The sequence below is a fragment of the Halosolutus gelatinilyticus genome, from assembly GCF_023028105.1.
GTDB lineage: Archaea > Halobacteriota > Halobacteria > Halobacteriales > Natrialbaceae > Halosolutus > Halosolutus gelatinilyticus.
In genome coordinates this window covers 3,079,771-3,093,210 of the sequence record NZ_CP095491.1, presented here as the reverse complement: position 1 = coordinate 3,093,210, position 13,440 = coordinate 3,079,771, and the positions used below count along the sequence as shown (strand labels likewise).

At 65.4% G+C, this 13,440-nt stretch carries 12 protein-coding genes; 2 read left to right on the top strand and 10 right to left on the bottom strand.

Annotation, left to right across the window (positions count from 1 at the left end):
* Position 1: 1 nt before the first annotated feature.
* The 8 genes from MUH00_RS15180 to MUH00_RS15145 form a co-directional block, all read right to left on the bottom strand.
* Complete coding sequence (locus MUH00_RS15180; protein ID WP_246999976.1) at positions 2 to 3,565, bottom strand: ATP-binding protein; 3,564 nt, start codon at positions 3,563 to 3,565, stop codon at positions 2 to 4.
* Positions 3,558 to 4,715 carry a chemotaxis-specific protein-glutamate methyltransferase CheB gene (gene cheB, locus MUH00_RS15175; protein ID WP_246999974.1) on the bottom strand — a complete coding sequence of 386 codons (1,158 nt, stop codon included), beginning with the start codon at positions 4,713 to 4,715 and terminating at the stop codon, positions 3,558 to 3,560. Before cheB ends, MUH00_RS15180 begins: the two co-directional genes overlap by 8 nt.
* A complete protein-coding gene (cheY, locus tag MUH00_RS15170) occupies positions 4,712 to 5,074 on the bottom strand; it encodes a chemotaxis protein CheY (RefSeq protein ID WP_246999973.1) in 363 nt (120 codons plus the stop codon). Before cheY ends, cheB begins: the two co-directional genes overlap by 4 nt.
* Before the next feature lie 136 nt (positions 5,075 to 5,210).
* A complete protein-coding gene (locus tag MUH00_RS15165; protein WP_246999971.1) occupies positions 5,211 to 6,011 on the bottom strand; it encodes a chemotaxis protein CheW in 801 nt (266 codons plus the stop codon).
* A gap of 232 nt (positions 6,012 to 6,243) precedes the next feature.
* A complete protein-coding gene (locus MUH00_RS15160; protein WP_246999969.1) occupies positions 6,244 to 7,020 on the bottom strand; it encodes a DUF5803 family protein in 777 nt (258 codons plus the stop codon).
* Between the two features lies 1 nt (position 7,021).
* A complete protein-coding gene (locus tag MUH00_RS15155; protein ID WP_246999967.1) occupies positions 7,022 to 7,714 on the bottom strand; it encodes a DUF2110 family protein in 693 nt (230 codons plus the stop codon).
* Entirely contained in the window at positions 7,714 to 8,238 is a 525-nt protein-coding gene (locus MUH00_RS15150; RefSeq protein WP_246999965.1) for a transcription factor, read from the bottom strand. The genes MUH00_RS15155 and MUH00_RS15150 overlap by 1 nt, the downstream gene beginning before the upstream one ends.
* Before the next feature lie 132 nt (positions 8,239 to 8,370).
* The gene (locus MUH00_RS15145) at positions 8,371 to 9,918 is read right to left on the bottom strand and encodes a TrkH family potassium uptake protein (RefSeq protein WP_246999963.1); all 1,548 of its coding nucleotides are present in this window, start codon (positions 9,916 to 9,918) and stop codon (positions 8,371 to 8,373) included.
* Between the two features lie 231 nt (positions 9,919 to 10,149).
* Here MUH00_RS15145 and MUH00_RS15140 point away from each other — a divergent pair, with 231 nt between their 5' ends.
* Positions 10,150 to 10,368 carry a hypothetical protein gene (locus MUH00_RS15140; RefSeq protein ID WP_321576071.1) on the top strand — a complete coding sequence of 73 codons (219 nt, stop codon included), beginning with the start codon at positions 10,150 to 10,152 and terminating at the stop codon, positions 10,366 to 10,368.
* A gap of 170 nt (positions 10,369 to 10,538) precedes the next feature.
* Here the strand turns inward: MUH00_RS15140 and trkA are convergent, their stop codons facing one another.
* Both trkA and MUH00_RS15130 read right to left on the bottom strand, forming a co-directional pair.
* The gene (gene trkA, locus MUH00_RS15135) at positions 10,539 to 11,873 is read right to left on the bottom strand and encodes a Trk system potassium transporter TrkA (protein WP_246999962.1); all 1,335 of its coding nucleotides are present in this window, start codon (positions 11,871 to 11,873) and stop codon (positions 10,539 to 10,541) included.
* A gap of 116 nt (positions 11,874 to 11,989) precedes the next feature.
* Complete coding sequence (locus MUH00_RS15130; RefSeq protein ID WP_246999961.1) at positions 11,990 to 12,547, bottom strand: tRNA (cytidine(56)-2'-O)-methyltransferase; 558 nt, start codon at positions 12,545 to 12,547, stop codon at positions 11,990 to 11,992.
* Between the two features lie 156 nt (positions 12,548 to 12,703).
* On the opposite strand from MUH00_RS15130, the gene MUH00_RS15125 reads away from it, so the two are divergent.
* On the top strand, positions 12,704 to 13,189 hold the full coding sequence (locus tag MUH00_RS15125; RefSeq protein WP_246999960.1) for a cupin domain-containing protein: 486 nt from the start codon (positions 12,704 to 12,706) through the stop codon (positions 13,187 to 13,189).
* Positions 13,190 to 13,440 lie beyond the last annotated feature (251 nt).

Genomic DNA, 13,440 nt, shown 5'->3' with positions numbered 1-13,440 from the left:
TTCATAGTGTGGTCACGTCCAGAATGTTGACGACCTCGCCCCGGCCGCGAACGGTCGCGCCGCTGAGCCCGGGAATGTCGCTCATGAAGCCCTCGAAGGGTTTGACGACGACTTCCTGTTGACCGTACACCTCGTCGCAGTGTAACACGACCGGCCGGACCTCGTCTCGGATCCGAACGATCATCCCGTCGCCGTTGGCGCCCGGAGCCGGCGTCTCGAGCGCCTCGTCCAGGTGGATCACCGGATACTCGCCGTCTTCGTCCCGGAAGACGGTACTCCCGTCGACGGTCTCGACGGTCGTGGCGGCGCCGATGTCGTCGACGGCCTTGGTCGGCACGCCGAACTCCTCACCGCCGCACTCGAGGAAGAGAATGTCGTCGATCGCGACCGTCACCGGCAGGGTCATTGTCACCGTCGTTCCCGCGCCGGGTTCGCTTTCGATCTCGACGGTCCCTTCGAGGTCCTCGATCGTCCGCTTGACGACGTCCATTCCGACGCCGCGGCCGCTGACGTCCGTCACCTCGTCGGCCGTCGACAATCCGGGATGGAAGATGAGGTCGTAGGTATCCTCGTCGGCGAGTTCGGCTGCCTCCACCTCGTCGAGGACGTCGGCTTCGACGGCCTCGTTCCGCAGGCGCTCGGGGTCCAGTCCGCCTCCGTCGTCGGAGACGGTGATCCGAACGCGATCGCGGGATCGATCGGCCGTGACGGCGACGGTTCCCTCGCGGGGCTTGTCGGCCGCTTCTCGCGCTTCCGGCAGTTCGACGCCGTGGTCGACGGCGTTGCGAACCAGGTGGATGAGTGGATCGCCGATCCGGTCCAAGATACTCCGGTCGAGTTCGACCTCCCCGCCGGTCATCTCGAACTCGATCTCCTTGTCCTGGTCGCGCGCGATGTCGCGGACGACCCGGGGCAGCCGGTTCGTGACCGTATTCAGGGGGACGAGGCGGACGTCGGTCACCGTCTCCTGGAGTTCCGTCGTCAGATCCTCCAGGTCATCGAGTTCGCTCGCGATCGTCTGCAGATCCTCGCCCGAATCGACCGCGTGGCGAAGTCGAACGCGGCTCGTAACCAGCCCCTCGACGAGGGTGAGCAGCGAATCGATCTGCTCGACGTCGACCCGGACCGACTGGACCTCGTCGGCCTGCTGCTCCGCGTCCGGCCGTTCGGACGTCTCTGGAACGATAATGTCCGGGATCTCAATCTCCGGCTCGTCGACGATCCGGACGACGCCGTCTTCGTCACCGTCCGAGCCGTCGTCGGCTCTCTCGTCACCGAACGAGGCGTCCGCCGAGTCGCCGTCGCCGGCCGCGTCGAACTCCGCCGCAGCCGTCGCGATCGCCTCGTCGTCGAACGCGTCCTCGTCGAAGGTCTCGTCTCCAAAGGCCTCATCAGCGAACGCGTCCTCCTCGAACGAATCGTCGTCGAAGGTCTCGTCGTCGAACGAACCGTCTTCGAACGTCTCGTCAGCGAATGCCTCGTCGCCGAACGAATCATCGTCGAACGCGTCGTCCGCGAACGTCTCATCTTCAAACGAATCGTCGTCGAACGAATCATCGTCGAAGGCCTCGTCCTCGAAGGTCTCATCGCCGAACACGTCGTTGAAGGAATCGGTCGCCTCGGTGTCATCGAGGGTGAACGAGTCGCGTCGAGCGATGTCGTCCGCTTCGGCGCTCGCCTCGTCCGTATCCGGATCGAGATCTCCGCCGGCGTCCGACTCGATCGACGCCGTCTCGGACGCCTCCGGTGTGACCGACTCGGTATCGGTCACCGGTTCGTCGGGCCGTTCGCGATCGGCCTCGAGATCGGCCGTCACCGTCTCGTCTTCGCCGTCGACGTCGCTCGACGACGGCTCGTCCTCGTCGATCGCCGCGGCGTCCGCAGGCTCGTCGGCGATCGAGTCGGCATCTTGGTCGATCGACTCGTCGAACTCGACCGCGGTCCCGGCGTCGGATTCGGTTTCCGCGTCGCCGTCGGCTTCGACACCGACACCCGCGTCCGTGGGCTCGGGCTCGACGTCCAAATCGTCGTCCCCGTCGTCGAGATCTGCCGCCGTCTCGATCGGCTCGTCCGCTTCGGTTTTCACCGTCGACCCGTCCGCACCGTCGGCTTCCGCAGTGGATTCGTCCGCGTCGCCGGCTTCTGCTATCGATTCGTCGATCTTGCCGGCTTCCACCCCAGACTCGTCCGCGTCGTCCGCCGGTGGCACGTCTTCGGCTACCGCCGCGTCGTCGGCCACAACCGCGTCGTCGGTCGCGTCCGCACCATCGGCTTCCGGAACCGATTCGTCCGCGTCGTCGACTTCGAACAGCGCATCGGCATCGGTCTCGACGGCGTTGCGATCGAGGAACGAGCCGTCCTCGACGTCGTCGCCGAGGAGTTCGTCCATGCCGATCTCCTCTTCGTCGTCGAACTCCTCGAACTCGAGTTCCTCGAGTTCGTCCTGGAGCTCGTCGAAGCCGACCATCTCGACCTCGTTTTTGAGTTCCTGGAAGACCGCGCTGGCGTCGTCGACTTCGTCATCGGCGTCGTCCGGCGCCGAACCGGCGGCCTCGTCCGTCGCGTCCGCAGCCTCGATCGCGGCGTCCGACTCGATCGGCCCGTCGTCGCGTTCCTCGTCGTCGAAGAGGTCGTCGAACGACCCGGCGTCGCCCATGTCTTCGAACGGTGCGAGGTCGTCGTCGTCGAACTCTTCGACCTTCTCGTCCAAGTTGTCGAACTCGTCGAACTCGTCGAGTAACTCGTCGACGTCGAGATCCTGCGCGTCGTCGGTGGAGAGTCCGTCGCCCGGATCCGCGCGATCGGCCTCGGCGTGCTTGGCCGCGTCCGCGTCGACCTCGGCGGCTTCGAACGCCTCCGTCACGTTGACGAGTTCGAACGCGGCGACCTCGTCGACGGGCTTCAGCCCCGACTCGATCGCGGCTTCGCCGACCGCGCTGCCAAAGACGGCGTCGAAGCTGCCGCCGTAGGTCTCGTCTTCGACACTCTCGCGCGGCGGATCGGTTCCGAGGAGTTCGAAGGCGTCGATCAGGGCCTTGACGACGAGGATTCCGTTGTTAACCGATTCGTCCGGCGTGATCGCGAGACGCGCGAGGTAGGCGTCGTGTTCGTCCTCCGCCGGCGGGTCGAACTGCGAGACCAGTCGCCGGATCTCGTCGTCCGTGGGTGGGTCGGTCGACGGCACTCGCCGCGGCTCGTCGAGTCGGCTGCGGAGCGCCTGGATCGTCTCCGACGGATCGGCGTCGATCTCGCCCGACGCTTCGACCTCCTCGAACATCGTCTCGAGTTCGTCGACGGCGTCGAAGATGACGTCCATTAAGTCCGACGTCGCGTCGAGGTCGCCGGACCGGACGGCGTCGAGTACGTCCTCGATCGCGTGGGCGAGGTCGCTTGCCGGTTCGAGACCCATCGCCCCGCAGTTGCCCTTGAGGGTGTGGGCGATCCGGAAGATGTTCTCCATCGCGTCGTCGTCGTCGGGCGCTTGCTCGAGCGTTAGCAGAGCGTTGTTCAACTCCGTGATTTGTTCGTTGCTCTCCTGTACGAAATCGGTCAGATAGTCACTCATCTGTCTCACCGTCCGTCCTGAACGCGTCGACGATTTCGGCGGCGATCTCGCCCGCGGGCGCGATGTCGTCGACACAACCCGTCTGGATCGCCTGACAGGGGATGCCAAAGACCGGACTCGTCGCTTCGTCCTGTGCGATGGTGTGCCCGCCCGCGTCGCTAATCGCCTCGATCCCGGCCGCGCCGTCGCGCCCCATTCCGGTCAACACGACGCCGCAGAGCGGATCGTCGACCCACTCGGCAGCACTTCGCATGGTGACGTCGATCGCCGGCCTGACGCCGTGGATCCGTTCGCCGTCGTCGAGGCGGAGGCGCAGCGTTCCGCCGACGGTTCTCGCCACTTCGAGGTGACGATCGCCCGCGGCGACCACGGCTTCCCCGGCGTCGAGTCGACCGCCGTCCGTCGCTTCCCGGACGTCGTACTCGCTGAGCGAGTCGAGGCGGTCGGCGAACCGAGCGGTGAACCCCTCGGGCATGTGCTGGACGACCAGAACCCTGGCCTCCAGCGCCGCCGGTAACCGCGTGAACAGGTGTTCGACGATCTTCGGCCCGCCGGTCGACGCGCCGACGACGACGGTCGGCGTCCCGTCGATCGACACCGGATCGACGCGGGACGACGATCCGGCTACCTCGACCGAGCCGCCGGACGGGTCGGCCACGGGTCGGGCCGCCGCCGGAGCGTCGCTCCGGGTTCCCGGCCGGGTCGCCTGGGCGCTCGCCGTCGTCCGAGCGAGCGCCATCGAGGAGACGTCCGCGTCGGCGAGGGCGTCGACCTTCTCTACGACCTCCGTCGCGAGGTGACCGATGTTCCGCGCCCCCGCGTCGGCGCTTTTCGGGTCGGGTTTGTGCAGGAAGTCGACCGCGCCCCGCTCGAGCGCGTCGAGGGTCGCTTCGGCTCCGGCTTCGGTGTATGCGCTGAGCATAAGGATCGGCGTCGGATCCGCCGCCATGATCCGCTCGACCGCCTCGATACCGTCGATTTCGGGCATCTCCACGTCCATCGTCACGACGTCGGGAGCGTCCGTCGCGACGGCGTCGATCGCCCGGGAGCCGTTCGGTGCCGTTTCGACGTCGTATCCGGCGTCTGTGAGCGCGTTGTCGATGACTGTCCGCATAAACCGCGAGTCGTCGACAACGAGTACTCGCGTCATGCCGCAACGACGTCTGAGAGGGCCTTCCTGACGCTAGGTTCTTCGAACGGCTTCGTTACGTACCCGTCAGCGCCAGCCTTCACGGCGAGTTTCATCTTCTCCCGCTGTCCGACGCTCGTACACATGATGACGCGCGCGTCCGGATCGAGTTTCTTGATCGCCGCGGTGGCCTTGATGCCGTTACACTTCGGCATCACGATATCCATCATTACGATATCGGGATCGTATTCTTTGTACAATTTGACTGCTTCAGCGCCGTTGGACGCCTCTCCGAGGATGCGGTAATCCTGCTCTAAAATCTGACGCAGTAGATTCCGCATAAAATGTGAGTCGTCCACGATGAGCACCCCTGTCGACATTCAGTAGTACACCAAACGCTGATAGAAATACAACTACCATAAATGCTGTCTCTCGATTATCAGTAGTGAGAACCGTCGAATACTGGCCCGAGAACCGGGTCAACCCGTCGCTTCCGAACTGCCGTTTCCGCGGGGGTCAGGCCCCTTGACCGGAAGCGAGCAGGAGCGTGTCGACGTCGATCAGGGGGATCACCTCGACGACGATCTCCTCGGCGGGCGATTCGTCCGTCGAGTCGGACTCCGCCTCGGCGGCCTCGTCGTCCGGTGCATCGATCTCGAACGGTTCGCCCATCGCGTTCCCGATCCCGGTCCTCGACGCTCCGCCGAACGACGACAGCGCCGTCGATCCTCCCGATCCGACTCGAGCCCCGGTGCCGAAATTCGCCGGCTCGTCCGACCCCCGCTCCGTGGCGACCGCGCTCCCGACCTCGAGCGCCGGTGTGTGCTCCAGTTCGACGATCGCTTCGACGAGCGGATGCTCGAGGACCTCCCCGGAAAAGTCCCGATCGGCGACGGTCGACTCGTCGACCACGTTCCGCTCCGGAACGCCCTCGACGTCGACGACTTCGTCGATCCAGATCGCCGCCGATTGCTGGTCGGTGGGACGATCGAAGACGAGCAGTCGTTCGCGTCCCGCTCGCTCCTCGGTCGTAGGAAAGTGGACCCGAGGATCGATGACGACGGTGATCTCGCCCCGGAGATCCGTCACGCCCTCGATCGCGGGCGGCGATCGCGGGACCCGGGTCAACGACTCCGGAATCTCCGTAATCGTCTTGATCTCGTCGACCGGAAGCGCGAGTTTGTGCTCGCCGAGACCGACGACGACGAACCACCTGTGTGCTTCCTCGTCGTCCGCCCCGTCCGACTCCCCTCGTTGCTGGTCCTCCGCACCGTCGATATCTATTCCGAGAAGTTTTTCGGGCAGATCCGGGGCCATGTTCCTGTTCGAGTATCACATTCCATCAATAAAACGTTGACTCCCGAGATCGTCCGGCGCGTTGATAGTCCGCGCTTCGCGGTGCACCGATACGACTCCGTTCGAGTCCGCCGTTCGAAATGTTTATTCTCCCTGGATAGGAGGGCTGAGAACGCGCCGCGATCGGCCGTCGATCGACGTCGTCACCGCGCCGATCGCGGCCCGCGTCCCGCGGCTCCGGTACCGGTCCATGTCACCGCAGACCCGGCGGCGGTCCGCGGTCCGAATCGTCTTCGACGTCGACGTCGAGACCCAGTTCCTCACGCTGCTCCCGAAGGCGTTGCATCTGTCGATAGTAGTATCCGACCCCGACGCCGCCGAGGAGGACCACCGCTCCCACGAGGCCGGCGAACAGCAGTATGTCTCGGCTGTGGTAGAATCGGATCGAGATCGTGCTGTCCACGTTCTCCCACGTCAGCCGTTCCCGATCGCCGTCGACGATCTCCCGCTCGTAGCCGCCCGGGTTGACGTCGCCGAACAGGAAGTTCGAGGTGCGATGGCCCTTAGGGAGCGTCACTTCGTACGAGCCGTCGACGTAAGCGGGGAGGCGAAACGTCTTGCTGCCGGCGTTTCCGGAGAACGCGAGCGTCCCGTTCCCGTCCGGGACCCGCACCTCGGTGCTCGATCGACCCTGGTCGACGTCGAGCTCCGAGCCGGTCAGTTCCGTTCCGTTGGGGTACCAGTAGCGGACGCCGTGGATATCGAGCGCTTCGTCCCGGTAGAACGACGACCGGTACAGCGAGAGTTTGTCGGTGCCGTTGAGATCGTACACTGCGCGGAACTCGCCGTCCCCGATCAGCCCGCCGCCCTTGATGTCGATCGCGACGTCGGCGTCGCTGTCCCTGAGATCGCCGTACTCCGCATCACGATCCAGCTCTTCGTCGGAGATCCCACCGAAGATCGTCGAGCAGCCGGCTGTCGTGGCGAGCAGTGCGACCGCGACGATCGCGAGAACGCGCCGCCGATTCATGTTAGGAGACGACACAGCGCAGTTCGGCCGGCAGGTACTCGCCGACGCTCGCCAGCAGTCCGGGCGGATCGGTGTCGTCGGTACAGATCACGCTCTGTTCGAGCAGGCCGAGTCGCTCGACGGTGACGTAGTCTTGGGCGTGGCCGGCGCGGTTGAGCGTGGCCCGCACTTCGGCCCGCGTCGCGCTGTTGACGTTCAGTCGGCCGGGGCCGCGGGACCACTCGTAGAGCCGATCGATCTCCTCGTCGGCGAGCCGGGACGGCCCGTCGCCGCCGTCGGCCGCGCCCCCGTAGACGAATCGCAGCGGCACGTGCTGGACGAGCCCGTACCGTTCGCGGATCTGCGCCGGCGACCCGGGCCCGAGACCGAGTTCGTCCGCTGGAATTCGAATGCCGTCACCCTGCCCGGCGTCGAGGACGAAGCCCTCGTCGTCCCAGGACTCGAACGTCCCGACGTAGGTCTCGTCGGGTTCGAGGTCGGGGACGATCTCGCCGAACTCCTCCCGCAGGACGTTTCGCGCGACGACGGCGTCGTCGCCCTCGATCGTCACCGACGGGAAGTCGTCGTGACGGAGGCCGACCTCGTAGCTGACGTCGAGATCGCCGATCTCGTTGCCGACGAGCGACCGCAGCGAGTCGAGCGCCCGGTCGCGGGCGTCGCCGTCGACGTACAGTTTGGTTGCGAGGACGACCATCAGGTTCCCGCGTCTAGGTTGAGTTCGTCTTCGAGCGCGTCGAGGCGCTCGTCCATCGCGTTGACGAGCCGATCGTTGTCCATCGATTCGAGCGGCGAACCGCACTCCGGACACTCGAAGCCGAAGTCCATCGCCTCGCCGAACTCGAATCGGATCGAACAGATCTCGCAGAGGTAGAACTCGTGGTTGCGCTCGTACTCGCGGCGGTCCTCCAGGGCATCGTGGAGGCGGTACATCTCCTCTTCTAAGTTCTCCGGGATATTGTCGTACTCGAAGGTCCAGAGGTAGGTCAGCCACCCCGAGTCCTCGTCGCGCAGCCGGCGGTACGTGGCGAGATCGTTCTCGTAGAGAATGAACAGCGCCCGACGCACGTCGTTCAATTCGAGGTCGAGTTCCTCGGCGAGTTCCTCGTCGGTTACTTCCCCGTCCGGCGGCGCCGCCGCGACGGGCATCCCCTTGGGACCGACCAGCTCGTGCAAGTACTTCTGGATGACTGGATCCTCGAGCAGGTCCTCAAAAGCCATTACCTAGCTATAGCGGCATCCGGCCATTAAGTCTTGTCAACTGCTCCGCGCGCGACGACGCGGGCCGCGCTGGTGAATTACGATCGCCACCGACGACGAGCCGTTCGTGCGCGTCGATCGGAAACGGCCGACTTAGCGGTTCCAGAACGCGCCAGTGAGCAGGACGAGCGCGGGGATGATTTCGAGACGGCCAATCCACATGAGAAAGACCATCAGGAGTTTCGAGGTCATCGGAAAGCCGTTGTAGCTTCCGAACGGCCCGATCGGGCCGAATCCCGGGCCGATGTTCCCGAGCGTCGCGATGCTCGCGCTGATCGCGTCCAGTGCGGTCAATTCGATCTGCCCGGTGCGAGAAGCGTCCAGCGCGATCAGGACGGCGGAGACGCCGAAGATGATAACGTAGATGAACGAGAAGCCGAGGACGCCGCGGACGGCGTCCTCGTCGACGACGTAGCCGCCGAGCCTGATCGGCCGGACGGCCTCGGGGTGGGCGGCGGTGAACAGCTCCCGGTGGGCGAACTTCAGGATGATCAGCCAGCGGATGACCTTGATGCCGCCGCCGGTCGAACCCGCGCTGCCGCCGACGAACATCGCGAACAGGAGGACGATCTGGGTGTTCGCGTCCCACTCCGCAAAGTCGCTCGTCGCGTACCCCGTGGAGTTCAGCAGCGACACGATCTGGAACGTGGCCTGCCTGAGCGCCGGTTCGATCGTTCCCTCGGTCGACCCGCCGAGATCGCCCAGCGCCGGCGCCGCCCCGCCGTAGAGGAGCGCGCCGGTGATCGCCGTCAGAACGGCTATCGCGCCCGCGTAGGCACGAAACTCGGTGTTTCGGATGAACCGAAGCGGTTCGCCGCGGAGCAGAAACCAAAACAGTGCGAAGTTCGTCCCCGCAATCGCCATGAAGGGGATGACGACCCACTGGACGATGGGGACGAACGCCGCGATGCTGTTGGCTTCCGGAGAGAATCCACCCGTCGGCAGGGTCGTGAACCCGTGGGCGACCGCGTTGTAGAACGTCATGTTCTCCGCGAGCCCGACCAACTGGAGCCCGTAAAGGATCGCGATGTAGACGACGGTGAAGCCGAAGTAGACCAGCCAGAGGATCCGCGCCGTCTCGGCGATCTTCGGCGTGAGTTTCTGGAGTTCCGGCCCTGGAGCCTCGGCGCGGATGAGCTGAGCCCCGTTGACGGCGAGTTCAGGGAGGATCGCGATCATCAGCACGATGATCCCCATCCCGCCGAGCCACTGGGTGAGTTGTCGCCACATGAGGATCGCGTGGGAGTGGCGCTCGAACGAGATGTCGCCCATCACCGTCGCCCCGGTGGTCGTGAACCCGGACATCGACTCGAAGAGCGCGTTCACTGGGTGTGCGAGGGCCGATTGCGATCCCGGTCCGTAGCCGGCGAGAACGTACGGGATCGCCCCGACGATCGCCACGGCGAGCCACGAGATCGCAACGAGCAACAGCGCCTCCCGCGGCTGGAGGTCGGGATCGGGGTCGAGCCGTTCCAGCCCGTAGCCGATCGCGACGGTGAGGACGATCGTCGCAGCGAATTCGAGGATGTGTTCCCGATAGATAAGCGCGACGGCCAGCGGGACGAACATCGTCAGCGCGAGGTACTTCAGAACGGTCCCGGTGAGCGCGAGGCTCGCGCGCCAGTCGATTCGAACGCTCACTCAACCCCCTCCGCCCCGTCCGACGTCGCCGTCCACTCGTTCGCGATCACGCTATAGCGGTTCTCAAAGGGACGAGATATTAAACCATCGTGATTGGCGATCGGCGCCGCCGATCGTCCGGATCGGACGGAGGGGGCGTTCGATCGATCGCCCGCGCGACGGCCGACAGGACGCGGCCGTCTCGGCATGGGACGATGGAACGTATATCCGTGCCGGCCGCGTACGAGTCACATGGTAATGAACGTACGCGCCCCCAGCCTTCGGTCGCCGCGGACGTTCTACGACGTTTTCGGTATCGTGGTGGTCTCGATCACGATCATGGCCGCCATCCTTCGGCTCTGGCACGGCACGGTCGTTCGGGTCGAGATGCTCGTCTTCATCGTGCTCGTCTTCCTGTGGGTGATCTGGGCGATGATGCGGATCCTCGAGCGGTCGGCGACCCGCAGGTGAGGCCGAACGCGAAGCGAACGTTTCGGAGCGGCCCGTTATCGATCGGATTCGAACGCTTCGAGCGTCGGTCGGCGTGAGCATTTGGTGGTCGCGTTCGATGGAGACGAGCAGCACGTCGTCGTCGAGGAGTCCGGACGCGACGCGTCCGGTCCGCGGACGGTCACCCCCGGTCAGATGTCGTTAATAACGGCGTCGAGGACCTCCGCGTCGACGAAGAGGACGACGTGGTCGCCGGGCTTGACGACCGTCGTCCCGCGCGGGGTCACGAGGTCGCCGCCGCGGGAGATCGCCCCGATGACGACGCCGTCCGGCAGGTCGGCCGTGAACTCGGCGATCGGTCGACCCGTGAGGATGCTGTCGGCGGTCGCCTCGATCTCGATCACCTCCGCCCGATCGTGTTCGAGCATCGCGACCTTCTCCGTGTGGTCGGCGCGGGTGAACCGAACGATCTCCTCGGCGGTCTCCTCGCGCGGGTTGACCGCGACGTCGATCCCGACGGTCTCGAAGACGTCGGCGTACTCGGGGTGTTCGATGACGGCGACCGTCCGATCGACGCCGAGGCGGCGGGCCAGCAGCGACACGAGCAGGTTCTTCTCGTCGCTGTCGAGCGCGGCGATGACGATGTCGGCCTCGTCGATGTGCTCCCGGGCGAGAAATTCCGCGTCGGTCGCGTCGCTTTCCATCACCAGCGTGTTCGGCAGTTTCTCGGCGACCTCGCGGGCGCGGTCGTGATCTCGTTCGATCAGCCGCGGCCGGTTGCCGTGCTCCTCGAACAGTCTGGCGACCTGGAAGCCGATCTCGCTGGCGCCGACGATAACGACCTCCTTCGAGCCGTTCGCCTTCGACGTGACGATGTCGTCCGCGAACCCCTTGACGGAGTCGGGGCTACCGATCACGACGACCTTGTCGTCCGCGCGGATCACGGTGTCGCCGGTCGCGACGATCATGTCGCCGTCGCGGAAGATGCCGGCGAACGTGAGCGAGTCGTACCGATCGGCATCGCGGACCGACAGGTCCGCCACCGGACTCCCCGGATCGATATCGAACTCCGCCATTCGCACGAGGCCGCCGGCGAACATCTCGACGTCCTGGGCGGCGCGGAGCCCGGAGATTCGAAAGATCGTCTGCGCGGTCAGTAGGTCCGTACAGACCATGAAGTCGACGCCGAACGCGCCCTGGGATCCCTGCCACGTCTCGAGCAACGGTCGGCGCTTGACGCGAGCGATGGTGAACGCGTCGCTGACGGTCTTCGCGGCGCCGCAGGTGACGAGATTCGTCTCGTCGTCGTCCGTGCAGGCGATGACCAGTCCGGCGGAGTCGACGCCCGCCTCCAGAAGCCAGTCGACGTTCGTCCCGTCGCCTTCGATCGCGAGGACGTCCAGCGAGTACGTCAGATCATCGACTGTGCTGCTGTCGCAGTCGACGATGACGACGTCGTGTGAGTCCTCGAGGTTCGTCGCGATCGTCCGACCGACCTCGCCGGCACCGACGATTACGACGCGCACGGTGATCCCTCGCGTGACATTCCTGCCGTGGATTTCCTCACCGGGTGCAAATACGTTACGGACCATCACTGCGACGGAGTTCGATCGCGTCCAGCCGCCGACGTGTCGGCGGTCCGCTACGCCGAGTCGGGCTCCGAGTCGGCCGGTTCGACCCGTTTACCGGTCTCCATCGGGATTACGCGTCGATCGGCGTCCGCCCAGTCCCGATCGAGTTCCCGACCCTCGAAGAGCCGATCGAGGAAGACGGCGAGGCCGGCGACCTCGGAGTGGGGCTGGTTCGTCACGCCGACGTTCCAGTCGGCCTCCTCGTAGACGTCGAAGGGGACCTTCTCCGCGCCGACGATCAGCAAGAGCGGTTCGCCCCCGGTGAAGGCCGATCTGATCTCGGTCTCGACGTCCTGGACGCGCTCGCCGTACATCGTGAGGTGGACGACCTGGCCCTCCCAGCCGCGGATCGTCGCTCGCGGCGAGTCGGTGAGTTCGACGTCGAAGGGACCGCCGAACCGATCAGTGATGTCCGCGACGGTGTCGCGGGACTGGCCGGCGTTGTCGGGGAAGACGACCCGATCGGCCCCGAGCGCCCGCGCGGTCAACCCGACGTGGGTCGTCATCCGCTCGTCCCGGCCTGGCCGGTGGCCGAGGCGAAGGACGACGATTTCGGGGTACTCCTGCATGACCGAACCCACTGGACCGGGAGGTTAGGGGGTTTCGTTTCTCCCGCGTCGCGAGCGGCGTCTGCCGCTCGTTCCGCTCGACGACCCGATCGGCCGTCGACGGGGTCGGCGCGCTGCCACCGGTGACTATTCGTTACCGGCCGTTCCTGTGAGCGTATGGACACGGTCAACGAATCGGACCTCGACTGGATCGGGTACGATCGCGACGAAACCGACGGCGAGGTCGAATTCCGCCGCAAACATCTCTCGAACGCGGTCGACGCGACCGACCTCGGCTGCAGCCTCTACGAACTGCCGCCGGGGTCGAAGTCGTGGCCGTACCACTACCACGCGGCCAACGCAGAGGCCCTGTTCGTCCTCTCCGGATCCGGGCTGCTCCGCGTTGCTGACGGCGAGAAACCGATCGAGGCGGGAGATTTCGCAGTCTTTTCGGCGGGCGAGCGCGGCGGGCATCGGATCGTCAGCGACGGCGAGGAGCCGCTTCGGTACCTGATGGTGTCGACGATGAACGATCCCGACGTCACCGTCTATCCCGAGACGGAGAAGTTCGGCGTCTACGTCGGGTCACCGCCCGGGGGTCGTGACGAGCGATCGCTGGAGGGATACTATCGGATCGACGACGACGTCGACTACTGGGACTGACTGCCCCCGCGCTGAACTCGCGAGCCTTCGCAGCGGCGCCGCCCCGCTCGTCCGCCCTCGTCTGCGTTACGACCCGACTCGCCCGTCGATCGGTCGTGTCCGGAACCGAGCGATTCGACGCCACTGACGGACGGCTATAGGCGCTGAAGCGCGTGTTTTCCGAGACCTTCCTCACTTACAGCATATGTCTATTTGGTTGTATTAGATACTGCGAACCCGCAAAAATTTTATCATTGATCGTTACATACGGA

Excerpts from the sequence above, each read along its gene's own strand:
- MUH00_RS15180 (WP_246999976.1), bottom strand. The coding sequence starts at position 3,565 with ATGAGTGACTATCTGACCGATTTCGTACAGGAGAGCAACGAACAAATC.
- cheB (WP_246999974.1), bottom strand. The coding sequence starts at position 4,715 with ATGACGCGAGTACTCGTTGTCGACGACTCGCGGTTTATGCGGACAGTC.
- cheY (WP_246999973.1), bottom strand. The coding sequence starts at position 5,074 with ATGTCGACAGGGGTGCTCATCGTGGACGACTCACATTTTATGCGGAAT.
- MUH00_RS15165 (WP_246999971.1), bottom strand. The coding sequence starts at position 6,011 with ATGGCCCCGGATCTGCCCGAAAAACTTCTCGGAATAGATATCGACGGT.
- MUH00_RS15160 (WP_246999969.1), bottom strand. The coding sequence starts at position 7,020 with ATGAATCGGCGGCGCGTTCTCGCGATCGTCGCGGTCGCACTGCTCGCC.
- MUH00_RS15155 (WP_246999967.1), bottom strand. The coding sequence starts at position 7,714 with ATGGTCGTCCTCGCAACCAAACTGTACGTCGACGGCGACGCCCGCGAC.
- MUH00_RS15150 (WP_246999965.1), bottom strand. The coding sequence starts at position 8,238 with ATGGCTTTTGAGGACCTGCTCGAGGATCCAGTCATCCAGAAGTACTTG.
- MUH00_RS15140 (WP_321576071.1), top strand. The coding sequence starts at position 10,150 with ATGGTAATGAACGTACGCGCCCCCAGCCTTCGGTCGCCGCGGACGTTC.
- MUH00_RS15130 (WP_246999961.1), bottom strand. The coding sequence starts at position 12,547 with ATGCAGGAGTACCCCGAAATCGTCGTCCTTCGCCTCGGCCACCGGCCA.
- MUH00_RS15125 (WP_246999960.1), top strand. The coding sequence starts at position 12,704 with ATGGACACGGTCAACGAATCGGACCTCGACTGGATCGGGTACGATCGC.